This window comes from Shewanella sp. 4_MG-2023, assembly GCF_030548015.1.
Taxonomy (GTDB): Bacteria; Pseudomonadota; Gammaproteobacteria; order Enterobacterales; family Shewanellaceae; genus Shewanella.
In genome coordinates this window covers 28,313-53,209 of the sequence record NZ_JAUORL010000005.1, presented here as the reverse complement: position 1 = coordinate 53,209, position 24,897 = coordinate 28,313, and the positions used below count along the sequence as shown (strand labels likewise).

The window sequence follows — 24,897 nt, the reverse complement described above, 5'->3', positions numbered from 1 at the left end:
TAAACTTTATTGTTATTGAACCTCAGTCAGTGGCATTTCTAGCGCCCCACCATTGCCTGCTTTAACCACCTTATAAACACCAAGGGTACATATTGGCAGCACATAAACACATGCAAATCCGTAAGACATCAAGCTGTAACCTTTACCTATGAGATCGACAATGCCTATGGTGCCAAGCAATGCAGCCAATGACACTGTACCGAAGGCGATGAGCGCTCTTAACCAAGGCTTTGCATTAGCCTCATCACTGGTGGCAGGGATACGTTCAATAACACTTTGCACTAAGCCGACACCGGTTTCGATAAGCGTGCCAAACAAAGCGATGATAAATAGCATTAACAGCCAATCGGGGGCAAATTGCTGGATCATCCAATAATTGGGCAGCGGTTTATCTAATACATCAGGATAGCCAACGCTGTAACTTAAGTGGAACAGCAACGCCGGGATCATAATAGCAACTGCGGCAATCGCAGCTGACACGAAAGCCTGCTGCCGAGTTACAATATCGCGGGTAGAAAATAATAACCCTGGGGCAATCGCCAAGTTATACATCGCATACAATGCGCCGCCAAACCACCAGCTTGGCTCAATATCCGTTAGCGCAGTAGCGGCTAATAAATCCGTATCAGATTGGCCAACCACAATGACGAAATAAGTAATAAATACCCCGTACATCAGCACTGACCACAAGGCTAACGCCTTCTCAACCACCAGTCGCCCAAAAAGCACAAACAAAGCCACCAATATTGGCATTAAAATTAGCCCTATTGTGGCAGGCACATCAAAGCGCTCTTGCAAAGTGTTACCCGCAGCGGCGCTCACCACCCCCAGCACTAACAAAAACAGTAAGATGTATAAGATTTCAAATACAACCCAAAAAGGCCCAATTAATTTCTTAAAGAAATGGCGATAATCATAAACCTTAAACACCCGTGCAAATTCAAAGGTTATTCCTAATACTATTGCAAAAATTACCGTTGCCGTGCATATGGCTAATACGCCTCCCATTTGGCCGTATTGGGTAAAAAACTCGATAACCTCTCTGCCCGTCCCATAACCACCACCAATAAGCACTGACAGAAATACCGCTGCGGGGATAAAATAAATCTGTATTACCTTAATCATGTTTGAGTCCATTATTATTTTATGAGTCAGTTGCAGCTGACTTTCTCCGTCTTACGTTCAACTTTGTTATCGAGTTCTCGTTAGCACAAGAACTGCTAAGCTAAATTTTTATTATTTTTTAATCACATATTTTAAGGTAAACGTCATTTAACCTTTATGCAACAACTAGCGTTATTGATAAAAAGCTTAATCTGCGAGACAGTCTGTAACCCTCCCTTGAACTCAATAATTTTGAAGCTAGTCTGCTAAAACGATGGCATGTGGAGTATGGCGTAAGGTGTGTGGGTTAAGGTTTATGGAGTAAAGATTGAGGAATAAGTTTGTTCAGCCCGAAATACGAAAGCGATTGTATGAAAAGAATACCTCAGAAAACGCTATCGTCCTGCTTGTTATAAGTTTGCGGTCATAGCGCTAAATTAACCGCAAACTTGATTACGGCCGTTATTTTTAGCTTGATACAAAAGTTCATCAGCTTCATTAATGAGTGCGCGTAAGCTTTGCTTCGTATAACAACTCACCCCACAGCTAATGCTAAGATGAACAAGTTGCGAGTCGAGTTTAATTGGCGTTGAAGCAACAGCCTCACGAATATCGTTAGCAATGACGAGCATGTCATGTTTAAAATCGTGCTCATCATTAGAGCGGCTAGCAACAGTATCGCTAAGAGGCGCTTTGATTAATAGAAGAAACTCTTCACCGCCCCATCGAATTACTGTAGTTTCAAGCGAATTTGATTGCTTAATAATGGCAGCGATATGTTGCAAGGCCAGATCTCCAACGCCATGACCGAATTGATCATTTACACGTTTAAAGTGGTCAACATCCAGCATGATCACCCCAAATTCAATTTCGCCATTTACCGCTAATACCATGTTTTCTACCGCGATAGCCGCGCCTTCACGGCGATTATAAAAGCCTGTTAAGTCATCAAAAGTGGCATGTTGAGTCAATTTGGCTACTAAGGCTTTTTGTTCGGTTATATCGAATATTACTCCGATTAAACCAGCCACATTACCTTCCGCATCAAAAAAGCTGGTTTTGTGAAATTTTACAAACACAATATCTCCGCTATTGGTGCGAATTTCTTTTTCATAAATTTGCACCCCAGGATTATCAAACAAGGCTTGATCCGCTTGTTGGTAACTATCCGCCAAGGCTTTATCAAACAATTGATATACGCTAAACCCCACCAGTTGTTGTCTCGATATTTTTATGAAGTCTTCAAAAGCCCGATTACAGCCCAAATAAACCCCATTCACATCTTTGTAAAAAATCGGCACCGGAAGCGTATCAATCGTAAACTGCAAAAGAGGGTTATCCGCGCTAAAAAACACCAATAAATCGTGTGGAGCTAAGGGGTTTGTTAAGGCCATATCTACTCACTAGTAAAAAATCATGCTCTTTGAGTATAGACATGTTAGCTAACACTTTCCTCAAGCCTGCAATTAATGGCAATTTAGCAGTCCGTTAAAAACTAAAATGTTTAGGGCTTATTTATGGGCAACTATTAGAGGGGATGTCAGGGGACAAAATGAATGATTAGAGTGTCACTGGATAATTAAAATATAATCATTAACAACAAAACTCAGGGGGATCTGACTGTGACTCCCCTGATCGCTTAGCAATGTTCAACTCGCATATTTAAAAGTGGTACTTTACCAATAAGCTAGTCACATTTTGATTGGTATTAAAGCCCGAGCTGCTCTTAATACCGTACTTGTTTTTCCAATAGTCATATTCAATACCCACATAAAGTGCACTATCTCGCATACCGACTTGCTTACCTAAATCATATTTAAGTTGTGGATTGAAATGAAAGTTCTTTTCATAACTGCCATCAGAATCAACTACCCAATCAATAAAACCATCAAATACGATATTTGAATCGCCTACAGGCCAGGTGACTTTCCAGGCAGGGGTGATTTGCCAAGTATCACCATCGCGGCCATCGGGGAAGCGGCGATACATATTAAGCTGAAAAAAATCAAAACCAGGAATGGCTAAATCAATACCTGCACCAATTAAAAATGATTCAACATCGCCTTCGCCAAACTCAACGGTGGTTGCTAGCAGTACATCTTTAACAACCCCCATTTCAACCGGTTCACCAAGCATTTTACTGAAGCTGAAGCGCGGGCTAAGTTCACCATAATAGGCGGTTTTACCATTTAAGAAGTCCTCTTCACCATTGTATTTAGTGAAATCGACAAACATAAATAAATCACCAATACTCCAGCCACTGGCATGCTCAAAAGTCAGCGTTTGCTGAATCTCAGGATTGACTTTAAAATCATCACCATAAAGGTAAGATAAACTGTTGTCTTGCCACAACACTACGTCATTGGCAGCTGCAAATGGTGCGTAACTCGCTAACAAAGCGATGAGCATGCGTTTCATATAACATCCTTTAAAATATATTTAATTTTATACAACCATTCAGATATTTAGCTTGAATGAATTCTGCATGAGTCAAATGGCTTTCTCATTAGTAATAAAGCACCTTTTAAACATGACAGTGATAATTGTAGTAATAATGACCTTAATGGGTTGCGCTCACTAATAGCGCTGCCTATCTCTGAACTAATTCTCTGTAGTAATTATCTGTACTAATTGCCTGTATTAATGGCCTGTACTAATAATAGTGCAATACTCGCCCTGTGATTATGTCAGTAACGTTTTAGATACTTAAGCGTTACATTGCCAAATTGCTTGATAAGTGAATTCTGAATCAAGGACTTGTTAAAACAACAAGCTCCAGTACAAAAAGCGCCGCTACACTAGTTGTGCTATGTCGATGATATTATTGAGACTATAAAGACTTGTTTCGCCATTAACGATTTGTGCTAACATCAAATGACCATACTATTTATATTGATATTAAACGAATTAATGACACAAATGCCAAATTGTTTAATTAACAAACATACCAACTCTATAGGCAACACGTCTTTAAGCCTTATTCAATTTAGGCTATTAGTCATTATTGGCACTGCTTTACTTGGCAGCTTTATGGTCGCAGATTTAGCCCTAGTACCTGATGCCGTAAGCGATATATACATCACTTCTCGTTTATACCTGCAGTTGCCTGTCTGTATTACTTTTTTGTTAGCCTCTTTTCACCCGCAATTTTCGAAGTTCTACCAAATGGCGCTTGCCGTCACCATGCTGTTGCTCACCTTTATCAACTATTGGTTAATACTAATGTGTTGGCAAATGGAAGCCTTTGCCTTTCCTTATGAAGGCACTGTTATGTATAGCTTATTTACCCTATTCGTATTTCGTATGTCATTTAAATATTCTGTACCTTATTCATTAATAGTGCTGATTGGTTTTGCCAGCATCGTACTCACAGAGCCTATTTATGGTAATAAAACGGCCGTCAGTTTAGGTTTTGTTGTCGTAGGCTTGATTGTTGGCCTGCTAGGAGTATTACAAATAGAACGGGCATTAAAACAGCTGTCAAAAGCTAATAAAAAATTGAATCGATTAAGTCAGATAGACCATTTAACCGGTATTTATAATCGCCGGACTTTTGAAGCACGCTTTTCAGAGCAACTCAGTTTGCAAAACAGATCAGGAAATTGTATTTGTGTATTTATTATCGACCTTGATTATTTTAAAGGTTACAACGATGGCTATGGCCACGTAAAAGGAGACAATATTATTAAGTTACAAGCCAGTAACTTAAAAAAAGTCTTCCGTAGATCATCTGATATTGTCGCCCGATATGGCGGTGAGGAGTTTGTGGTGGTTTCAACGCAAGTGACGCAAGAGCAATGCCTTGAACTTGCCAATAACATCATTAACCAATGGCGAGATTTAAAAGAACCCCACGGCAAAGTAGCAGGGCAGCATTATGTCACTTGCTCAGTTGGATTCTATTTAGAGCAAATTAATCAGCTATCAGACAAAATCTCTATGGTCAAAAAAGCAGATAAAGCGCTTTATCAAGCCAAAGAACAAGGCCGTAATTGCTTTGTCCAATACACGCAATAAACACTACCATTAGGTGGTAGGGTATTAATACTAAAGATCTATTTTTACAATGATTCATAACTACGGCAAGCTTAAAACACATAAACTAAGCTCTATAAAGCACCCAATTTTTGTGTCATTCACTTCTGCAAAAAAACCAAATTATAAGTACCACTTAGGTATTATTCAGCTATATTTATAGCTCTAGTTCATTTACCTCAAATGATTCTGCACCACTCATTCTGCCCCGACATTCCAATAAGGTGATTCAATGGAAAAGCTAAAAGCATTATTAAGTACCGTGTGGCGAGTAATTAAAAAGCCTAGTGTTCATTACAGTTTAGGCTTCTTAGTTATCGGCGGCTTTATAGCAGGTGTCATATTTTGGGGGGCATTTAATACTGCATTAGAAATGTCGAGCACTGAAGAATTCTGTAGTAGCTGTCATCAAAATGTTTACGAAGAAATGAAACCTACCATTCATTTCACCAATCGCAGTGGTGTAAGAGCGACTTGTCATGATTGTCATGTGCCCCATAAATGGACCGATAAAATTGCCCGAAAAATGCAAGCGTCTAAAGAAATATGGGCAGACTTAGTCGGCACCATTGATACCCCTGAAAAATTTGAAGCAAAACGTCGTGAGCTTGCTGGACATGAATGGCGTCGATTAAAAGCCAATAATTCACTTGAATGTCGAAATTGTCATGAATACGATTATATGGACTTCACTCGCCAATCTGATAGGGCTGCTAATATGCACTCAAAGTATTTAGAGAGCGGCGAACAAACCTGTATTGATTGCCACAAAGGTATTGCCCATCAACTACCAGATATGGAAGGCGTAGAAGGCTGGTAACTTTATCCTCCAAAGACGGTTATATATTGCGATACGATGAACATGTATGACCACCGTATACCAAAGGTATATCACCAAACACACTGGGATATAGGTGATCACTGCCGTTAATCATATAGAGCAGCGCAAATTAAACACGACGCCACTACCTCGACAAATGCTCGACAAATGCTCGACAAATGCTCGACAAATAGATAAACAGCAAACCCACTTTAGGGGGCTAACTCAGTTTCATTTCGGCAATATTGGGTCGAGAAAGTCTGGTTAATATCCGATAAAGATTGATAACCACAACACATAAAACCGCCCCTATCATAAATAGCCACGGGCCTCCGAGTAGGTCAAGAATGATCCCTCCTCCTAACGGCGCCATGGCAAAACCAATTTCACTAAATGAAGCTGCGCCAAAATAAGCGCCTCGAAGATGTTGCGGGGCTAAGCGATCAATATGCACATTCATGGTCGGAAATAAAATCGTCTCAGCAAGACTCATCACCACTACGGCCCCTATCCAGCCCCAAAATATATCCACTGGGTTTAATGCCAGCCACACTTGGGAGCACATGAGCAAGATCAATCCAAATTGAATTCGCTGAATTAAACTATATTTAGCCATCAGTTTTAATAAGATAAACTGCGTAGAAATGATCACTAATGCATTGGTAAAAATTATACTCGATATCAACGTCAGTAATTGAGGCGCTTGTGCTCGGGTTAAATACTGAATGAGCGAACTGTCCATTTGCGCATAAATAAACATGCATAAGGTATTGGCTAATATTAAACATTGAAACAATTTATCTTGTTTTAAAATGGCAAAAATTTGCTGGCGAGTTTCTTTTGCAACAGGCTTTGTTACACCCGAATGAGCCTCTTTATCAGCGGTATTTTTAGCGGAATCAATATTTGATTGATGACTAAACCCCCAATAAAGCATTATCAGTAACACCACAAATGCACCGGCTGTGATGTAAAAACTCGATTGCTCACCCGTTAGTCCTAACCAAATGCCAAGCATAGGCCCAACAGCGCAGCCGACATTGACGATGAAATACCATGATTGCATCGCCAATTCACGGGTTTGCTTATCATGTATTATGTCACCGATAACGGCTGAGGTGAGCGGTCGCCATATCGAGGTCGCGATTGAACATAAGGTCATCACCACCACATAACCATTAACGCTGTCGACTTGTGCTAGCAATGAAAAAGAAATGATATATAGCACACCAGTCATGTACATCAATTTGTGCCGACCAATACGGTCTGACAATGCACTACCGATAAAACTGGTGAATACAGACACCAATGCTGCACTGGATAAAATCAATCCCACTTCTGTGGCACTTAACGCAAACCTGTCATATAAAATGATCGCGAGAAACGGCCACACCATATAATAGCTGCCACGAGTAATAAACGAGCCAAACAACAATATCCACATGAGTAATGGAAACTGCTTAACACGGGCTATAGAGACATCGCTTTGCATTGTAAAACCTTTAAAAGGAAAGCCTAACAGAAATGAGCTTGACCAAATCTAAAGAGTTGGCGCCATTAAAGCAACAATTGCATAACAAATATGATTAATGAAGGCTATTACATCCGAGTCTGCATATCTGACTCGAAAATAGTCAAGCAAATTGAAGATGATAAAGCTCAATGCGATAACATTAAGCTGAGTGCCTAGGGGCATGATGAAAATAGCTTAAAAACTTAAGCTTATTTATCCCTTCCATCGACAGTTTATAATGACCAATAATTGACACTAATGGGGAATATTGTTAATTTACTTGTCAGTGACTAAGTGAGGCTTTAATTGCATAGTTTCAAATGCTTAAACCTTATTTTGCTTAATGGATTATAAACACACAAGGGAATGCCCAATGAAAAAAATACTGCTATGTGCATGTATATTAGCTATGACTGCCTGTAAAACTACTGATATCCGTAATATTGCTGACTCAGTTTCAGACATTGCCGGAGCGGCACAAGGTAACTCAACGAGTGTACCAACTAACCAAGCTTATTCGCACCCGACTCAGCAATACGCAAAAACAAGTCAAACATTCCGTATAACCAAACCGACAAAAATGAACCCTGAAATTGGTCAAATTCGTCCATTACGCACAGAAAGAAACCCTCAAGGCATGACTAAAATTCGATTCGAAGCCTATCACCTTGATAGTGGCGCGCCGATGCAGAGCAATCAATACCTTTATCAGGTTTCAGCCGAAGGGTGGTTGAGTGAAGAACCATTCGTGAACTTTAATTCAAAATTAGTCACCATCAATAGTGGTAATTACTATATCAAGGCACAGGCCGATACCGGTAAATTTTATGCTTCTGGAATGGTGACTTTAGAGCGCGGCGTAACCAATATTGTTAGTTTTGATCTTCAATAAGTAAATTTAAAAATTGGCGGGTATTAAGTCCTTTCAAATTAGGCTTTTATTTTATCAATCAACAATTTTGCCAAAACTTGAGCTTGTAACAATAAATGACTTACAAGCTTAGATAAATCATTTAAGGGCTAATACCTTTTCAGCCCTTAAATGATTCGATTCATTAAACCACTTTAATTTCAGCAATCATTGCTACATGCTTCCCACAATTGCGCCGACATTCATTAGCAAAAAAGTGCAAAAATCAAGCTTTCAGCACTAATGCCACTTGGCTAAACTCAATCCCTTGCCAACCATTAAGCATAAATTGACGAATGTTTTGATGATCTTTTCCCTCAGGCATGGCTAATACATCCCGATAATATTGACCAAATAATTGCAGCGTTTGAGGCTGGGTTAAATGGTGAATTTGCGCAAACGAAAACACCTTACAAGAACCTGAGTTTTCGCCAGCGTCATTAGCTTGTTTACCATTAGTAAAAGCGCTTGGAGTGAAATCATAGTGAGCATCGATGATTGCCATCGTGTCTTCAAAGCGAACGGGTTCAGCAGTTGTTTGAGACAGTGTTTCGATAAAGCTGACAACATCAGCTTGGGTATTTGTCAGTTCAGTCATGTTAAATCCTGTATTGCTGTCATAAACAGTGTGAAAAATCCTATAAACATCATATAAAAAGATTAACCCATCGTCCTTATAAAATGTGTAACTTACTCATCCAGCAGCAAATGACCCACTTTCACCCAAATAAGCGTATCTTGTTCAACATAAGGATTATGCTGACTTAAATGTGGACTGCGGATCCAAGTGCCTGCAGGATAACGACCTAATTCATCAATAAACTCACCGCTAATAACGTAAATTTCTTCACCACCAAAATGACGATGAGGCTGAAATTGGCAACCTGCAGGCCAAAAAACTAAGGCTGTCGATTCGGTAAGATGTTGATGCAGCGGCATCACCTTTAAATCACCTTGCCCAGCAGACCATGGTGTATTGTTAGTATCGATACGAACTTGAGCGCCATCGCTAGCTTGAAATTGATGTAGCTTTACTAGTAATTCACAGCCTTGAACGCTAAAGGGCGCATGACTAAAGCCTTCGGGATTACGAATATAAGTCCCTGTAGGATAATCGCCAGTTTCATCTGAAAACACCCCTGATAACACTAATATCTCTTCACCTAATGGATGCGGGTGCGATGAAAAACTTGCTCCAGCGTCATACTTCACCACACTGGTCGCATGACCACGTTCAGCTTCTTCTCTGGCCAATCCTTTACGCCACACTCCTTGAGCGGGGCTTTTGTCCCATTGAAGTTTATTGGTATCAATTACAACCCGCTGAGAAAAATCCATGTTAAGCATTATGAGTTCCTGCTATTTTTTATATCAGTGTAATAGGACTTAAACTAAATGAATAGCGCACACTTAAATCGCGGGGAAATAAAAAACCCGCACTATTACTAGCGCAGGTTTTGAGGGAGTTGCAGATAATGTTCAGCTAGGCGTAAAGTTAAGCTGAAGTGTTATCGCGACTTCAATACTGTTTAAACGCCGCTATTATTAAAAGGCATTATTATTTAAACGGCATTATTATTTAAACGGCACTGGGCGCGGTGTATTCGCATTTGAAGGCGGTAAAATCGGTAACATTATTTGTGGCTGTTCACCGGTTAAACTGTTCAAAAACTCAACCATTTGCGCTGTTTCTTTAGCTGACATTTTCTGGCCTAGTTGAATGTCGGCCATGGTATTAACCGCTTCATCTAGGTTCCATACGCTACCGTCATGGAAGTATGGGTAGGTAAGCTCAATGTTACGTAAGGTTGGTACTTTAAAGACGAACTTATCAGCTTCTTTACCGGTAACCCCTTTACGCCCTTCCGCTGGATTGTCTGTGTGGAATGGTTTAATTAAGCCCATTTTCATGTACATAGTGCCGCCAACCGCTGGGCCGTTATGACACGCGACACACCCTTTGTCTTTAAATAACTGATAACCCGTTTGTGCATCTGCAGAGATGGCTTTTTTATCGCCTTCTAAATATTTATCAAATGGGCTATTTGGGGTCACTAAGGTTTTTTCGAATGTCGCTATGGCATCTGTAATACGGTCGATGTTAACTTCATTTGAACCATAAATGTCATTAAAACGCGCAACATATGCAGGCATTGAAGCGATAGTATCTACAGCTAAATCATGGGTATAACCCATTTCTTTTGGATTATCGATAGGACCTGCAGCTTGATCTTTTAAAGTTGCAGCACGACCATCCCAAAATTGCGCCAGCATATAATCAGCGTTTAAGACTGTAGGCGAGTTTATTGGACCTTGTTGCCACTCATGACCAATTGAGGTCGGCAGTGCATCCACACCACCAAGGGACAAGTTATGACATGAGTTACATGAGATAAAACCAGACATTGATAGACGTGGCTCAAAGAAAAGCATTTTACCTAGCTCAACTTTTTCAGGCTCGGTGATCACCGCAGGCTTAATGACTTCAATGGGCTCACTGGCCTGAGAAGTTGAAATAGAAAAAATCGAAGCTAGCATTACAGCAACGGTGGTCAGCTTAGTCATAATAAATAACCTTGTTCATAGTATGGTTTAATGGCAAGCATCTTAATTGTTCTATATCTTAGGTTAAAACGGTAAAATCCGATTAAGTCCATCGCAATCGCAAATTCTATTTATGCGGCTTAAGTCACTGTTTATTTTTAAAAATAAGATAGGTTAACGAACCATTCGATTAAATTAAACCTGCACACCACCAATAGCGATTAAGATTGCTGTAGATCACATCCTTTTGTATCAAACACTGCGCCAATATTGATACAAATGACTTTTTACAGGTGTAATATCGCGATAAAAAATGCAGCTTATTCTTGCCTATTAAGCTCCATCACTCCTTAAAGCTGATTTTCTCGCCCATATGGCTTAGCTATATTATTTACCGAAGTTAAGTATATAGGGATTTACTGACGCATATGGCAATACACTTATAACTCTTGAGTGTAACGATTCGTGTAACTGCCAGTTAATAAATCAGCCAACAACGTACCTGCTATGGCTTAGCATTTGTTATACTTAACCAAATTTATTACTTACCATTGGTAGATTGCCACCTCAGGATGTTGATATGACCCAAGACGAAATGAAAAAAGCCGCTGGATGGGCTGCACTTAAATATGTTGAAGAAGGTTCAATTGTTGGTGTTGGAACAGGTTCAACGGTTAATCACTTTATTGATGCGTTAGCGACAATGAAAGATGACATTGAAGGCGCCGTATCAAGCTCTGAAGCCTCAACCCAAAAACTAAAAAGTTTAGGCATTGAAGTATTTGATCTCAATAGTGTCTCAGATCTATCTGTGTACGTTGATGGCGCTGATGAAATCAATGACCATATGGACATGATTAAAGGCGGCGGCGCGGCATTAACCCGTGAAAAAATTGTCGCGGCTGTGGCTAAAAAGTTTGTTTGTATTGTTGATAATACCAAGCAAGTTGAGATTTTAGGTGAGTTTCCACTGCCTATTGAAGTGATCCCAATGGCGCGCTCTTACGTTGCTCGTGAATTAGTAAAATTAGGTGGCGATCCGGTTTACCGTGAAGGTGTCGTCACTGACAATGGTAATGTAATTTTGGATATGTACAACTACCGCATTCTTGATCCTAAAACCTTAGAAAAGCAATTAAATGATATTGTTGGTGTGGTCACTAATGGTTTATTTGCTAACCGCGGTGCTGATGTATTGCTGGTTGGCAGCCCAGATGGCGTTAACACGATTGTAGCCAAATAGTCCTAAAGGCTAGTTGCTTAAGTCCGGTAATTAAAGTTAATCGCACTGATAAAATGCTCAATTCACCATTGGGCATTTTTTTTATAACCATAAAGCCCTTAAAGTTGTGCCAAGCCCCTATCCTACTTGCTTCCACTTAAAATTTTCACTTTAACCTTTCACACCTAAGCTTACTCAAGCAGATGCTTTTCAGCATTTTGACTCCCCATAGTAATCAAAAAAATATTTTATTTAATCAAGTAAACCTTTTAGCAACTTGCTAATGTCTAATCTAGTAACTCACATCACATTGGAATAATTGGTGAACTTAACCTCAAGCAATATCACAGACATTGATAATCAACTCAGCAGTAATACTCGCGCTGCTGAAGCTGGTGAAATCAATAATGCCTGCTTAGATGACGCTTTAGTGGCGAAAGCTAAGGGCGGCGATAAAGCAGCGTTTAAGCTACTTTATCAGCGCCATCAAGGCCGTGTGTATGCAATTTGTTTGCGTTTAAGTGGTAGCGCTGATCATGCCGATGAAATTTGCCAAGACTGCTTTGTCAGATTATGGCAAAAGCTAGATCAGTTTAATGGCGATAGTCAGTTTACGACTTGGTTATATAAGCTGTGTGTCCACCAAGCTATTAACAGCATGAAAGCAAAGCAAAGCTTTTGGCATCGATTTTTACCAGAATCGAGCTTGAGTGAGCATCATCAAAGTCTCAGCGAAAATCATCAAACGCAAAACGGCCATCAAGAGTATCACCGCCTTGATAAATTAATTATGCAACTGCCACAACGCACCCGCGTGGTGTTTGTACTGTGCGCAATTGAAGGTTATCAACATGATGAAGTTGCGCAGATTTTGGATATTGCCGTTGGCACCAGTAAAGCCCAATACCACAGAGCAAAGCAGATGCTACAGGAGATGTTGGCATGAAAAATAGCAATCAGCAGCAACAATTAACAAGGCTTATTGATAGCTTGCCAAAAGAGATCTCACCAAACAAAGATCTATGGCAAGACATTGAGGCGAAAATAAGCGCCCCAACAAATTCTTCAGTGCCAGCAAAGCAAACTGATGCTGCAACTCAGTACCGCAGCGCTAACTCGCAATACTGGCGACATCTTGCCGTTGCCGCCAGTATTAGTTTTGTATTGGTATTAGGCTGGCTATTAACAAGCCCTACAGCACAAAAGCCAAGCCTTGAGCCTATCACCGTCACAAATGCCCTTAGCAATCAGTCTACTGAAGATTTAATTGCCTTGGTTGATCAAATAGCCCTGACCCATCAACAGCAAATTAATGGCTTTGATGACAACAAATATACTGTTGGCATGCAGCTTGATGACCTTACTAATCCATTCAATAAGGGTTATAGCGAATTGCAGCTTGCATCAAAAGAGATCCAAAAAGCCCTTAAAAGCGATCCCAATAACAAGCAAGTGTGGGATTTATGGTTATGGGTAATGAAGCGCGAAATACAGCTGTTACAACAGCAACAACGCACCCCAATTAACACGACTCCATCGACTCAAGGAAATTCCATATGAACAATCAAACTAGTCAGTTTATCAGCCGACTTATCATTGGCGGCAGCCTGCTATTCACAACAACACTCATGACATCAACAATGGCCTTTGCAGCACAATCCGTTGAACAAGAAATGACGGTTAATGCGAAACCACAAATTGAGCTAAAAGTGCAGCGCGGCAAAGTAGAGATCATCGGCTGGGACAAAGACCTCATCACAGTATCCGGTCAGTTAGATGAATTGTCTGAAGGGTTTATCTTTGAGCAAAAAGGCAATCAAATCACTATTGAAGATAAGCTACCCAACAGCTATCGGGGTCATGATGAAGATGGCTCAAATTTAGTCATCAAATTACCCATAAAGCTAATGCTTGAAGCTGAAGGGGTTTCAGCAGATTACAAGATTGAAAATCTGTCAGGCGAAATAGACTTGGCATTAGTCAGTGGTAACTTAAAAGCTAACCACATGGATGGCGACATAAAACTACAAACAGTGTCAGGCAATATTGAGTCAGACAAGCTCAATGGCAAGCTTGAATTAGAAACCGTTTCTGGCGATATCAAGGATAAAAGCTCTGCAGGCAAAGCTCAGTATCGCCTCGTCAGTGGCGAGTTAGAGTCTAAAGATAACCAAGTCACTAAGCTTAGTATCGATCAAGTATCAGGTGATATTGAAGGCAACTTTAGCGCGGTAGAAAAAATCAAAATTGTCAGTGTCAGTGGCGATATCGACATCAGTTTAAGCGCCAAAGTCACTAAGGCATCATTTGATACGGTTAGCGGTGATGTTGAAGTCAAATTCACTCAAATGCCTAACCTGACATTTGAGATTGATGGTGGCCCAGGTGGCGATATTAATAACGAATTAACCGATGATAAACCGCTAAAAACTAAGTATTCAGCAAGAGAAAGCATCCAATTTACAACCGGCGATGCCACAGGTAAATTTAGCGTTAATACCATAAGCGGCAATATCGAATTGAAGTAGCGTTTTTATCTTCATGCTGCAGTTACAGGCGCTAGCATGGGGATCTTAAGTCTGATATTACTCGGCACATTAGGCGCTAAACGTCGCCGTAAACTACACTAGGATAGCATTCCAAACTAGTGCTTGGGCCTTCTACAAAGAAGGCTCTTTTTTTTCATTTAACGCCAGCTCACAACCTAACCCGAATAGCAGCTATAAACCCGTCGAGATTATGACAATTCACTCGTATAACATAGTCATTCGTTTTACATAATCACTCGTATTACATTGTCACTCGTAGCGCTAATAATTCTGACAACCTTGTATAATCTAAAATAATCATCTTGCCTCTGACTAAATCAATATAGCCATCTTCAGCCAACTTATTGAGTACTTCATTGACTCGAGGGCGACTTACATTGGCAATTTCACTCAGTTGCTGCTGGGTGATTTTTAGTTCAATAACGGGCAAATCAATCATGCGTTTAGCACGTACTAATTCTAATAAAAAATGAATGATACGTTCTTCAATACCATAAAATGACAAGTGCATACCTTGAACCAGTTTAGGGGTATTACGGCGCATAATGCTATAAATAAACTTATAAATCTCAGGGTTAATGTTAGCTAACTCAGTGAGTTCACATTTAGGGAAAAACAAGCTGTTGATCGGTTCCAGTTCATTGGTATAAAGACTAATTTTAGGGAAAATCTCAACCGCTACAGCCCCAACCCACATTTCTTTACCAAATATAAAACTCGCTAAAGGGCGGTTATCAGCACTGGTGGTGGCAAATGTACCCAGACCATCGATACAGTAAAAATACCCCCGTTCACTGTCATCAGCCAGTAGGTTACTGTATTTCTCAATGCCTTGATCATCGACAGCAATATCCATGATCTCAGCTTTGGTTCTTTCGCTCAATTCACAGGGCCAGTTTATTTGTTTACGTAACGCGAGTGTCATTTATTCTCCAGTCAAACATTTCAGCAAGCGTTAAGCAGACATAACTTGTTTAAAGCTATTAAGCATTGAGCGATCTGTACGTGCTTTTTTTAATTTTCTAATACTTTCTTTTAATGATTGCTCTGCCAAGCGGCCAAATACACCATCATATTCTTTTTCATCAATTTCTTTTTCTGACTCAGCCTCATCTGCAATTTCTTGGGCAACACGGCTTAACTGCATCCACGCATTGGCAATATAAAAACCATGAAACTCCGCCTTGGGCAGTAATTTTTGTGCACTCGCAGGCATTGCTTGCCAGCTTTTAGCAAATAACTCAGCCTTGTCTTCAATTAGCTCATTAAACAAACCTTCATAAGCCTCAAGTAAAGTCTCTGGTAATTTATCCATCGGCAGCACTTTATTAGCGACATTAAAAGAAATCTGCTTTGCTGTTGCTTTATACTCTTCGCTTAGTTGACTCATTAGTTTGTTCTCTATTTCAATGATTAAGTTAGCGCCAAGAATTCATGTGATTAACGCAGTTTGAGTAACTAAGTCGCATTAACAGCACTTAAAATGGCACAGGCATAAGGTTTCTATCGCAGAAAATACTGCCATTAAACCTTTAAGCTTTATGTTATTTAGCAACAGACTAGTATAAACGATATTATCAACGCCTTTATAGGTTATAGACATATATATTGGTTGTTTTTGTGAAGCTGCAAATACCTACCCAGTCAATAATGTGATCTTATCCAGTTAGATTAAAAGTGGCCCGTTAAACACATAAAATGAATGCAAACAACTTAACTCATGAATGATGATGCTTTTAACATTTATCGACTCTTTTTAAGGTGTTTTCACTATGGTAAACACAGTTAACGAACTATATTAGCAACAGCTATTTTTAAAAGATGAAATAAACAATTAATCAGATTACCTCACAGTGCATTTAAACAAAAAAACGCGAGTAAATATTAACAAAAGCACAGGCTGAAGTGTTCTTTGCGTGACACATACTTATTTATTTACCCTTTTAAACAGAAGCTTAGCCATAACAGCGCTACTTATTCAGCTTTGATTGAACAAACCAAAATTTCTGTCATAATGTTGTGAAGCCAGTAAGTTAAATTAGCAATCTTTGATATAGATCTTATCTCTTTTTTTATTAACTTTTATGCCTGCTTAACGATTTATGCAGCTTTACGTAATTCGACATACCTAGATAGCTGCACCAGCAATAGTTACCAAGCTGATAACAATAAGTTAGTAAAGTTAAGTAAATTTGTTGATACTCACCTGCAGAAAAAAGATATTATTGATCCTAGTGGCTAATTGAACTTTTTATATTGTTATCAAATACTAAATAATAAAATACAAAAATATTAATTCAGGGAAAAGTTGCATGGCCGATATTAAGCAAAGCGGCCAATTTTTAACCTGTAGCCTAACAATAAAAAGCACTGAGCACTGTTTTGCTCAAGTTGATTAGCACTTTTGTAAAAGTTGTGCTTAAAAGGATTGTTGCGAGTTAACAAGCCAGTTTACAGCCTTAGTTAACAAACAAAAACAGCATGAAGGAACTGCGTAAAGCAAGTATAAAAAATTGCATAATAATTATAATTCAACAATTAGCGTTTTTAACGGCCTTTACTGTCACAAGGTGAGTCGTTACATCAATCAGCTGCTGTTATTGTTGGTATTAGTCGGTTTACTGAATAGTGCTTCAGTGACTGCTTTTACTTTTGATAACAAGGCAGCTGATGACTTGTTCCATCAATTAAAAACAGAACAGATCACAGATTTACTTGTCATAGAGCAAACATTACTCAAACTCGAGAACATTATTGCCAGTAACGATATTGAGCGCCAGCAGCTGTTACTTACTGAGCAATGTAAAACCTTTAGCTCCAGTGACAGTGAGCAAAACAACAACTTTATTACCACGACAAACAACATTGAGCAGCAATCTTTTTTTAGTCCACAAATTCCAATTTTGCTGAATTTATGTCGTTCAAAAGCATTCAGATACCTTGACCAACATAGCAGCGCGATTAAACTAAATCAGGCTGCACTTGAACAAGCCTTAGCACTAAATGACAAGCATATCATCGCCAAAGCCCATAATAACATTGCCAAACAAGCACTTTATCAAGGTCAGTTTTCCAAAGCGATTGATAGCTTCACTCAGTCTTTTGAGCTCAATCAACAAATAGGCTTACAGCATGCAGCTAGCTTAGACTTACTGAATTTAGCAGGTATTTACCGGCGCTCAGGCGATAACGAAAAAGCACTTTATTACTACAACAGAATAAAGGGTTACCTTAATAAAACCAGAGACTTAATGTTACTTGCCAATGTTGAAAACTCACTCGCTTATATAGAATTAGATCGCGGTGAATATCAGCAAGCACTGGAATACTTTGAAAAAGTCTATCAGGTCATCGAGGGGATCAATGATCCGCTTTACACCGCTAGAGTTGCGATTGATATGTCAGCGCCGCTGATTAAACTTGGCCGATTAGCAGAAGCAGAAAAGTGGCTAAATCAAGCTCGACCTTACATGACCCCCGAGATGTACTCTCACTATGGTTACATGCATAGTTATTATTTAGAGCTGCGCATGTTACAAGGCAACTATGCTAGCGCCTTTGAGCATTTCAATGCAGCAACAGCTAACTTTCAAAAGTATAATATGCAAAAAGGTTTAGCTATTAGTTATCAGTTAGCCAGTCAGTTATTTGCTATCCAAGCTGATTATAAGTCAGCTAACTACTGGCACCATCAGTTCTTAAGCATTCATAAACAACTCGATCAGTTAAGGCTGGACACCTATAATTCCGACATGAGACTCAAGTTTGACTCAGATAACCTAGAAGATAAACAAGCACAGTTAATTGAGTTCCAAGCGCTTAAAGACATTCAGCTTAATGCCGTAAAAACTCAGCAAAAATTACAATATACCGCCCTAGCAATGACATTTATCTTCTTGTTAATATTAATTATTTTAATTGTTAAGCTGCAAAAAAAGTCACAGCAATATCGACAAATAGCATTAAAAGATCCACTCACCAACATCCCTAATCGCTTACATGCCTACGAGGTCATGCAAAAGCTGCTAAAGCAAAAAGTGCAATTTTCTATCTTACTTATCGACGTAGATCACTTTAAGAGTGTCAATGACCGATTCGGCCATGACATCGGTGATATAGCACTACAACTCATTGCTCAAACTTGTCAGCAAAATTGCCGCGAGGAAGATACTGTGGCGCGTATTGGTGGTGAAGAGTTTCTGATCATTATGCCAAAGACAAATATCGAGCAATCGATGATTTTCGCTGAGCGAATTAATCATAAAATGAAACTTGTGAACTCACCGCAGTTAAACGATAACTTGATATTTTCAGTCAGTATCGGCATTACAAGCGTGATTGATGAAAGCAGTATTTCTACTATTTTGAAAAAAGCTGATATTGCCCTCTATGAGGCAAAAAATGACGGCAGAGACTGCTATAGGCATTATCAATATCTCCCAAACATCATTAAAGGAGAGCATTGATATATGCACAGCGGCAATCAAAAAAGCCTTTTTCACGGCATTAATAAAAACCTGTTTATCCAAATGCTAGTTCGTAAGCCATTGCTCATTATTAGCTTAGGTTTAGCTATGCTCAGTATGAGTTTCTCAAGCTTTGCCAAAATAGAAAACCCTGAGTTTGATACACTCTTTAACGCCGCCGATCAAACCGATATTAACGATCCTAGTTTTCCGAAAATGGTTAAAGACCTTGAAAGCTTGCTCGATGTAGAAGATATCGAACGCACTTACTTGTTACTGCCTAAACAGTGTCTTAGTCATAATGTTTTCCATGGCGATGAAAATAAATTAGCCGATCAGTTCATTATTGATACCTTAAAAACTTATCCAGCAATGCCAGCAAGCACTCGAATAGAGTTAAAGCTTTGTGAAGCAACTATCATGCGTTACCGCGGCGATACCTCAGCGGCAAATGCCCTTATTCGTGAAAGTTTGTTAGCAGCAGAAGGGATTAACAATCGCCGCTTAATGGCTGATGCCTATTCACAGCTTGGTCAAATCGCCTCCTATACCGCTGATTTCGCGATGGCGCTTAAAAACTTATTATTGGCTCATGAGCTGTATAAAGAGTTTGATTTACCCACTAGACAGCACCTCAGCCTACTAGATTTAGCGGTCACTTATCGCCGTATGGGCGAAACGGACACCGCCCTAAAATATTATCTCCAGCTTGAGCAAGCCTTTACCAAGAGCAACCAGCTTGAGTTAGCCATGATGGTAAAAATGGACATGGCCTATGCCTATGAAGATTTACGCCAATACCAAAAAGCTGCCGACCACTATTTAACCGTATTGGACTATTTTCAGACTATCTATACCGACCCTACATACCCTGCACGGGTAGCTGTAGATATGTCTTACCCACTTATTGAACTAGGCAAATATCAACTCGCCCTTGATTATCTCAAGGAATATGAAGATGTCATCGGCCCTAATGTAGATACTCATTATAGTTTTATGCAATTGTTCTTTGCCCAAGCTAAACATGGGTTAGGGCTCGAAGAGCAAGCAATACCTTACTTAGACAAGGCCACCGCAGGGTTTGAGCGCAATCACAATAAGCGCGGCCATGAAATGCTACTCAAATCAAAAATAGAGATATATGAATCCTTACAAGATTGGCAGCAAGCCTATGACGCACAAATTAGCCTGTATGAGATACATCAGCTAATTGATAAGGCGATGGAAAATCAAAGCAGCACTGAAATGCTAGTCAAGTTTGATAGTGAAAAAATTGAATCTGAAAATGCTAAATTGATCGCATTCCAATTACTGAAAGAGCAACAGTTAGTCACCCAACAAGACAATAAAAGATTACAAATTATTGCACTAATACTGGGCGGTGCGTCATTAATATTACTGTTTATATTTACTCTCTACTCAAACAAGAAGTCGAAACAATTTAAACAGTTAGCATTGACCGATTTACTAACCCAGTTGCCAAACCGCCTTGCCTTGTATCAACAGGCAAATCAATTATTTAATAATGCCTTAATCAATCAGCAAACTTTGGCTATTGTGTCTTTTGATGTCGATCATTTTAAGCAAGTAAATGACACCTATGGTCATGACGCTGGTGATACTGTCCTTAAAACATTAGCAGAGATCTGTACTAGCAAATTACCAGCAAACGCAGTCATTGGTAGAGTAGGTGGTGAAGAGTTCTTAGTGTTATTACCGCAAATTCGCTCCACTGCTGCGATATCACTAACACAAGCGATCATCGAGGAAGTATCAAGTCATGATTTCTCAGCAATTAACCCCGAGCTAAAGGTCACCATCAGTGCTGGGGTGAGCACTTATTATGATGAACAAACATTATCTGAACTGATAAAAAAATCAGACATGGCGCTTTACCAAGCCAAAAGAAATGGCCGAAATCAGCTATCGTACTACCATGATGACTCACAGAGGTTATAATAAAACAGTGGATCACTAACCTAGCGTAAATAGCTGTCATCATGCCTAATTCAAATATACCTCCTAATGCTAATCCAGCGGCTAATACTAATACAGCGCTTAATGCTAGGGAAAAGGAGTCTGCCACAACCCCCTCAGGACTATTACAGCCATTAGCGCATAAGCTTTCAGCCACTGAGATGGCGGAGTTAGCTTACTTAATAAAGAGCTGGGCGTTTGAATTAGGGTTTTCTCAGCTTGGGATCACCGATACCGATTTAAAAAGCGAAGAGAGCAAGTTACAACAATGGCTCGATAATGGTTATCACGGGGAAATGGGCTATATGGCCAGCCACGGCATGATGCGCGCTCGCCCCCATGAGCTTCACCCAGGTACCGTTCGCGTACTCAGCACCAGAATGGACTATTTACCGCCACAAGCGGGCTTTGCCACTAATTTATCAGACCCAAACTTAGGTTATATTTCTCGTTATGCAGGCGGCAGAGATTACCATAAACTGATTCGTAAACAGCTTAAAAAACTCGGTGATAAAATCGTGTCACACTGCCATAACTTAGGGCTTGATGGCATTGATTTCAGACCGTTTGTGGACTCTGCCCCAATCCTTGAACGGCCATTAGCGGAAAAAGCAGGTCTTGGCTGGACAGGTAAACATTCATTATTACTAAACCCTGAGGCTGGCAGTTGGTTCTTTTTAGGCGAAGTGTTAATTAACTTACCTTTGCCTGTAGATATTCCTATCCACCAAAGCTGTAATAGCTGCGTAGCCTGCATAAAATCATGCCCGACTAATGCCATATTAGACAACAATGTCGTCGATGGTCGCCGCTGTATCTCTTACCTCACCATTGAATTACAAGGCGTGATACCTGAAGAATTTCGCCAAGCCATTGGCAATCGCATTTATGGTTGTGATGATTGCCAATTAGTGTGCCCTGTTAACAGTAAAGCGCCGCTAACTCAGCAAACTGATTTTCATATTCGTAAACAACTGATCCAACCTGATTTACTAAGCTTGTTTGCTTGGACTGAAAAGCAATTTCTATCACTTACAGAAGGCAGCCCTATACGTCGAATTGGCCATAAAAGCTGGTTAAGAAACATTGCGATTGCCTTAGGTAACGCGCCGTTTAATCAGCAAATTATTGATGCGCTTAACCTACGCAGATGTAGCGATGAAGTCGATGAAATGGTCATAGAACATATTGATTGGGCACTAGCGCAACAAGCACTTAAACAGCAAGATTTAACCCCTGACGATAAAACAAAAACGGCGCCTAAAAGTCATTTAAGCCGTAAAACCTTGCGAGTGATCCGCAGTGTTGAAAAAGGCTTACCTAGAGACGCTTAAACCTTTTACTTATTGTCATCTTTCAGACACCACGTCTTCAATGAGGTGATTTCTGATCTAAAGTAAAACCGACTTTAATAGTGACTTGCCAGTGAGCAATTAAACCTTCTTCTAGGTGACCTCTGGTCTCAACAACCTGAAACCAACGTAAATGTTTAAGCGATTCATTAGCTGCTGCAATTGCATTTTTTATCGCATCATCAGAGCTGATAGGTGACGATCCTGTTAACTCAATAATTTTATAAGTGTGGCTCATTTATGACTCCAGTCATTTTAAACTCAATCAACATAGAAATTAAATAAAGCAATACCAGTCAGAGTATAGATAAGCCTAGCAAAACTGCGTAGTCGCAGATTAAAAACCTCAAAAAGCCCTCTCTCAATGACCTTTAAACTAGTGATCACTTATTAAAGTCACTTTTTATAAAATCAAAAGCTGTAATTTTCACGTCAAAACAATCACAAAAGTTAACAATGAGACTACATTTTCGTAAATAAATTACACAGGCGTCTGGACGTCTAGAAGTTTATTGTGATAGTCTTGATACAAGCAACCGAATTGATTTCACCCGTAAGTTGAGCAAAATTCATGTGAGGATTATATGATAGAGCTGAGACACCTTCGAACTCTGATGGCACTTAAAGAAAGTGGTAGCCTTGCTGGTGCTGCGAAAAAACGCTTCGTAACTCAATCAGCGCTATCTCATCAAATAAAAGAATTAGAAACACGCATTAATTCGTCTATTTTTATTCGAAAGAGCAAACCATTATCTTTTACTCAAGAAGGCACTCGACTACTTAATTTGGCGGAGGAAATTCTCCCTAAAGTGATGGTGACAGAATCAGATCTGAAAAAAGGCCTTGATGGAGAGGCGCAATCTTTAAAATTGGGGATTGAATGCCATAGCTGCTTTCGCTGGTTAATGCCGGTGACCGAGGCCTTTAAACAAATCGCACCAGATGGCCGTATTGATTTATCTAGCCGTCATTTATTTGATTCATTAAATGCCTTAGCGCTTGGTGAGTTGGATATTGTACTCACTTCAGATCCAGTACCAGGGCATGCACTTGCCTATCAACATTTATTCGATTTTGAAGTGAAACTGGTGGTTTCAAATGATCATGCGCTGTCAAAACAGCCATTCATTAAACCTGAGCAGCTCGCCAAGCAAACACTGATCACTTACCCTGTTCCATTGCAGCGCCTTGATATTTATAAGCACTTTTTAGAACCTGCTGGTGTTGAGGTGGGTGAACAAAAGCAATGTGACTTAACAGCGATGCTGCTTCAACGTATTGCTTGTAATGATGGCGTAGCGGCGCTGCCAAGCTGGTCAATTAATGAAGGCCATGGACTTAACTTAAGTTCTGTAAAACTTGGCAGCGAAGGCTTAAAAAGGCCGTTATTTGCAGCCTACCGCCTTAATACATCCAATACCCATTTAATTCAAAAATGGCTAACCTTAGTGGCTGCTGAAGGGCTAAAGTTACAAAGATTAAGTCAAAAGCACCAATCGCTCTTAGAATGTGCATAAACAAGTTGTGAAAAATCCATAAAAAATGCCACGATTAAGGTGGCATTTTTTATGTCATGGGATTAAATCAACTCGCTATACTAGCTTCATTAATTAGATTCATTAATTGGGTTTATCAATACATTACGTTTGCTCAGCACAGCTCTAAGCACTAAGCCTGCAGAGTTTACATTGCTCGTTTGGTTAATATTATGGGCCACCATAAATTCATTGCGTAACTCATCATCTAACCCAAGAGCCTCAAATGCTTCTATAGATAAACTTTGCTGCTGGGTATCAATGAGCTTTTTTATCACCTGTAATGCTATGGGCTTTTCTGAGGCGGCATTTAAAAATGCAAACGCACTTAAGGTAATCACTTGACCAAATACACTAAATAGCGCCAAGGTTTGCAGTTCATCTGCATCAATATCTATAGCTTGTTTATTGTCTTCAAGCTCACGTAAATAATGCACTGCATCGGTAGCGATATTTTCAGTAAGCGCCCAATAGCCCTTAACTAATTTACAATATGGTTCAGGTAATTCATCTAAGCGTTCTTTTAGATAAAATGAGAAGCTATAGCGGTAAATATTGACTTGGCCTAAACGGATAAGCGCATCTTTTATACTGCGATTTTTTGTCGCGATTACGCCACCAGCTTGAGCGGTATTACTGCGCCAAAGTAAATGAGCGGCAAGCGCGGGATCGCTGGCAATGATATCGATAATAATGCGGATATCTGCTTCATTAATTAAGGCCTTTTTTAAAGGGATCAAAATACCACGGCGCCCAATGACTTGTTCTTCGTTGCCAATAATAGCTTTTACTTGAGTGAGTACCTGCTGCTCAAGGTAGGTCATAAAGCGATGCTTCCCTGTATAATTCTTCGTTCTCGATTAACGAATT

22 protein-coding genes and 1 pseudogene are annotated in these 24,897 nt (G+C 39.7%); 12 read left to right on the top strand and 11 right to left on the bottom strand.

All coding sequences use genetic code 11. The features are described from left to right. Positions 1-12: 12 nt before the first annotated feature. The 3 genes from Q4546_RS03935 to Q4546_RS03925 form a co-directional block, all read right to left on the bottom strand. Complete coding sequence (locus tag Q4546_RS03935) at positions 13-1,125, bottom strand: hypothetical protein (RefSeq protein WP_102440479.1); 1,113 nt, start codon at positions 1,123-1,125, stop codon at positions 13-15. Positions 1,126-1,541: 416 nt separating this feature from the next. Next, on the bottom strand, positions 1,542-2,498 hold the full coding sequence (locus tag Q4546_RS03930; protein WP_303445736.1) for a GGDEF domain-containing protein: 957 nt from the start codon (positions 2,496-2,498) through the stop codon (positions 1,542-1,544). 268 nt (positions 2,499-2,766) lie between these two features. Next, positions 2,767-3,522 (bottom strand): outer membrane protein OmpK, encoded by a 756-nt coding sequence (locus Q4546_RS03925; protein ID WP_303445735.1) that lies wholly within the window; start codon positions 3,520-3,522, stop codon positions 2,767-2,769. A 501-nt stretch (positions 3,523-4,023) separates the two neighbouring features. Here Q4546_RS03925 and Q4546_RS03920 point away from each other — a divergent pair. After that, positions 4,024-5,121 (top strand): GGDEF domain-containing protein, encoded by a 1,098-nt coding sequence (locus Q4546_RS03920; protein ID WP_303445734.1) that lies wholly within the window; start codon positions 4,024-4,026, stop codon positions 5,119-5,121. A 250-nt stretch (positions 5,122-5,371) separates the two neighbouring features. Further along, positions 5,372-5,959, top strand: a complete 588-nt coding sequence (locus Q4546_RS03915) for a NapC/NirT family cytochrome c (RefSeq protein ID WP_144210697.1) — start codon at positions 5,372-5,374, stop codon at positions 5,957-5,959. Positions 5,960-6,179: 220 nt separating this feature from the next. On the opposite strand, the gene Q4546_RS03910 is transcribed toward Q4546_RS03915, so the two are convergent. Beyond that, positions 6,180-7,451, bottom strand: a complete 1,272-nt coding sequence (locus tag Q4546_RS03910) for an MFS transporter (RefSeq protein ID WP_102531036.1) — start codon at positions 7,449-7,451, stop codon at positions 6,180-6,182. Between the two features lie 394 nt (positions 7,452-7,845). Between Q4546_RS03910 and Q4546_RS03905 the strand changes: the two genes are divergently transcribed. Further along, positions 7,846-8,364 carry a hypothetical protein gene (locus tag Q4546_RS03905; RefSeq protein ID WP_303445733.1) on the top strand — a complete coding sequence of 173 codons (519 nt, stop codon included), beginning with the start codon at positions 7,846-7,848 and terminating at the stop codon, positions 8,362-8,364. Positions 8,365-8,608: 244 nt separating this feature from the next. Here Q4546_RS03905 and Q4546_RS03900 read toward each other — a convergent pair whose 3' ends face one another. The 3 genes from Q4546_RS03900 to Q4546_RS03890 form a co-directional block, all read right to left on the bottom strand. Then, on the bottom strand, positions 8,609-8,980 hold the full coding sequence (locus Q4546_RS03900; RefSeq protein ID WP_102476290.1) for a HopJ type III effector protein: 372 nt from the start codon (positions 8,978-8,980) through the stop codon (positions 8,609-8,611). A gap of 92 nt (positions 8,981-9,072) precedes the next feature. Then, on the bottom strand, positions 9,073-9,729 hold the full coding sequence (locus tag Q4546_RS03895) for a cupin domain-containing protein (protein WP_303445732.1): 657 nt from the start codon (positions 9,727-9,729) through the stop codon (positions 9,073-9,075). A 228-nt stretch (positions 9,730-9,957) separates the two neighbouring features. Continuing rightward, positions 9,958-10,947, bottom strand: a complete 990-nt coding sequence (locus tag Q4546_RS03890) for a cytochrome-c peroxidase (RefSeq protein ID WP_303445731.1) — start codon at positions 10,945-10,947, stop codon at positions 9,958-9,960. Positions 10,948-11,506: 559 nt separating this feature from the next. Here Q4546_RS03890 and rpiA point away from each other — a divergent pair. The 5 genes and pseudogenes from rpiA to Q4546_RS19185 form a co-directional block, all read left to right on the top strand. Then, complete coding sequence (gene rpiA, locus Q4546_RS03885) at positions 11,507-12,169, top strand: ribose-5-phosphate isomerase RpiA (RefSeq protein WP_102440469.1); 663 nt, start codon at positions 11,507-11,509, stop codon at positions 12,167-12,169. Between the two features lie 379 nt (positions 12,170-12,548). Beyond that, positions 12,549-13,094, top strand: a complete 546-nt coding sequence (locus tag Q4546_RS03880) for an RNA polymerase sigma factor (RefSeq protein WP_102520180.1) — start codon at positions 12,549-12,551, stop codon at positions 13,092-13,094. Next, positions 13,091-13,708, top strand: coding sequence for an anti-sigma factor (locus tag Q4546_RS03875; RefSeq protein ID WP_102440468.1), 618 nt, complete (start codon positions 13,091-13,093; stop codon positions 13,706-13,708). The genes Q4546_RS03880 and Q4546_RS03875 overlap by 4 nt, the downstream gene beginning before the upstream one ends. After that, positions 13,705-14,676, top strand: a complete 972-nt coding sequence (locus tag Q4546_RS03870; RefSeq protein WP_241903591.1) for a DUF4097 family beta strand repeat-containing protein — start codon at positions 13,705-13,707, stop codon at positions 14,674-14,676. Before Q4546_RS03875 ends, Q4546_RS03870 begins: the two co-directional genes overlap by 4 nt. Before the next feature lie 30 nt (positions 14,677-14,706). Beyond that, positions 14,707-14,778 (top strand): annotated as a pseudogene (locus Q4546_RS19185) (GlyGly-CTERM sorting domain-containing protein); the annotation flags it as partial. A 160-nt stretch (positions 14,779-14,938) separates the two neighbouring features. On the opposite strand, the gene Q4546_RS03865 reads toward Q4546_RS19185, so the two are convergent. Next, positions 14,939-15,622, bottom strand: coding sequence for a Crp/Fnr family transcriptional regulator (locus tag Q4546_RS03865; protein ID WP_102440467.1), 684 nt, complete (start codon positions 15,620-15,622; stop codon positions 14,939-14,941). Positions 15,623-15,652: 30 nt separating this feature from the next. Continuing rightward, positions 15,653-16,087, bottom strand: coding sequence for a DUF3069 domain-containing protein (locus Q4546_RS03860; RefSeq protein ID WP_102440466.1), 435 nt, complete (start codon positions 16,085-16,087; stop codon positions 15,653-15,655). 1,180 nt (positions 16,088-17,267) lie between these two features. Here Q4546_RS03860 and Q4546_RS03855 point away from each other — a divergent pair. The 3 genes from Q4546_RS03855 to queG all read left to right on the top strand — a co-directional run bounded on the left by Q4546_RS03855 (position 17,268) and on the right by queG (position 22,474). Continuing rightward, positions 17,268-19,163, top strand: coding sequence for a tetratricopeptide repeat-containing diguanylate cyclase (locus Q4546_RS03855; protein ID WP_303445730.1), 1,896 nt, complete (start codon positions 17,268-17,270; stop codon positions 19,161-19,163). A gap of 3 nt (positions 19,164-19,166) precedes the next feature. Then, positions 19,167-21,122, top strand: coding sequence for a tetratricopeptide repeat-containing diguanylate cyclase (locus Q4546_RS03850; protein WP_303445729.1), 1,956 nt, complete (start codon positions 19,167-19,169; stop codon positions 21,120-21,122). A 179-nt stretch (positions 21,123-21,301) separates the two neighbouring features. Beyond that, entirely contained in the window at positions 21,302-22,474 is a 1,173-nt protein-coding gene (gene queG / locus Q4546_RS03845; RefSeq protein WP_241901051.1) for a tRNA epoxyqueuosine(34) reductase QueG, read from the top strand. Between the two features lie 37 nt (positions 22,475-22,511). Here queG and Q4546_RS03840 read toward each other — a convergent pair whose 3' ends face one another. Further along, complete coding sequence (locus Q4546_RS03840) at positions 22,512-22,730, bottom strand: dodecin (protein WP_076541563.1); 219 nt, start codon at positions 22,728-22,730, stop codon at positions 22,512-22,514. Between the two features lie 346 nt (positions 22,731-23,076). Here Q4546_RS03840 and Q4546_RS03835 point away from each other — a divergent pair, with 346 nt between their 5' ends. After that, positions 23,077-24,009, top strand: a complete 933-nt coding sequence (locus Q4546_RS03835; protein ID WP_303445728.1) for a LysR family transcriptional regulator — start codon at positions 23,077-23,079, stop codon at positions 24,007-24,009. A gap of 89 nt (positions 24,010-24,098) precedes the next feature. On the opposite strand, the gene Q4546_RS03830 is transcribed toward Q4546_RS03835, so the two are convergent. Beyond that, positions 24,099-24,851: an HDOD domain-containing protein gene (locus Q4546_RS03830; protein ID WP_102476285.1), complete on the bottom strand. Its 753-nt coding sequence runs from the start codon at positions 24,849-24,851 to the stop codon at positions 24,099-24,101. Between the last annotated feature and the right edge of the window lie 46 nt (positions 24,852-24,897).

Bases quoted from the DNA above. Each gene is read 5' to 3' on its own strand.
- Q4546_RS03935 (WP_102440479.1), bottom strand. From the start codon at position 1,125: ATGATTAAGGTAATACAGATTTATTTTATCCCCGCAGCGGTATTTCTG.
- Q4546_RS03930 (WP_303445736.1), bottom strand. From the start codon at position 2,498: ATGGCCTTAACAAACCCCTTAGCTCCACACGATTTATTGGTGTTTTTT.
- Q4546_RS03925 (WP_303445735.1), bottom strand. From the start codon at position 3,522: ATGAAACGCATGCTCATCGCTTTGTTAGCGAGTTACGCACCATTTGCA.
- Q4546_RS03920 (WP_303445734.1), top strand. From the start codon at position 4,024: ATGCCAAATTGTTTAATTAACAAACATACCAACTCTATAGGCAACACG.
- Q4546_RS03915 (WP_144210697.1), top strand. From the start codon at position 5,372: ATGGAAAAGCTAAAAGCATTATTAAGTACCGTGTGGCGAGTAATTAAA.
- Q4546_RS03910 (WP_102531036.1), bottom strand. From the start codon at position 7,451: ATGCAAAGCGATGTCTCTATAGCCCGTGTTAAGCAGTTTCCATTACTC.
- Q4546_RS03905 (WP_303445733.1), top strand. From the start codon at position 7,846: ATGAAAAAAATACTGCTATGTGCATGTATATTAGCTATGACTGCCTGT.
- Q4546_RS03900 (WP_102476290.1), bottom strand. From the start codon at position 8,980: ATGACTGAACTGACAAATACCCAAGCTGATGTTGTCAGCTTTATCGAA.
- Q4546_RS03895 (WP_303445732.1), bottom strand. From the start codon at position 9,729: ATGCTTAACATGGATTTTTCTCAGCGGGTTGTAATTGATACCAATAAA.
- Q4546_RS03890 (WP_303445731.1), bottom strand. From the start codon at position 10,947: ATGACTAAGCTGACCACCGTTGCTGTAATGCTAGCTTCGATTTTTTCT.
- rpiA (WP_102440469.1), top strand. From the start codon at position 11,507: ATGACCCAAGACGAAATGAAAAAAGCCGCTGGATGGGCTGCACTTAAA.
- Q4546_RS03875 (WP_102440468.1), top strand. From the start codon at position 13,091: ATGAAAAATAGCAATCAGCAGCAACAATTAACAAGGCTTATTGATAGC.
- Q4546_RS03870 (WP_241903591.1), top strand. From the start codon at position 13,705: ATGAACAATCAAACTAGTCAGTTTATCAGCCGACTTATCATTGGCGGC.
- Q4546_RS03865 (WP_102440467.1), bottom strand. From the start codon at position 15,622: ATGACACTCGCGTTACGTAAACAAATAAACTGGCCCTGTGAATTGAGC.
- Q4546_RS03860 (WP_102440466.1), bottom strand. From the start codon at position 16,087: ATGAGTCAACTAAGCGAAGAGTATAAAGCAACAGCAAAGCAGATTTCT.
- Q4546_RS03850 (WP_303445729.1), top strand. From the start codon at position 19,167: ATGCACAGCGGCAATCAAAAAAGCCTTTTTCACGGCATTAATAAAAAC.
- queG (WP_241901051.1), top strand. From the start codon at position 21,302: ATGGCGGAGTTAGCTTACTTAATAAAGAGCTGGGCGTTTGAATTAGGG.
- Q4546_RS03840 (WP_076541563.1), bottom strand. From the start codon at position 22,730: ATGAGCCACACTTATAAAATTATTGAGTTAACAGGATCGTCACCTATC.
- Q4546_RS03835 (WP_303445728.1), top strand. From the start codon at position 23,077: ATGATAGAGCTGAGACACCTTCGAACTCTGATGGCACTTAAAGAAAGT.
- Q4546_RS03830 (WP_102476285.1), bottom strand. From the start codon at position 24,851: ATGACCTACCTTGAGCAGCAGGTACTCACTCAAGTAAAAGCTATTATT.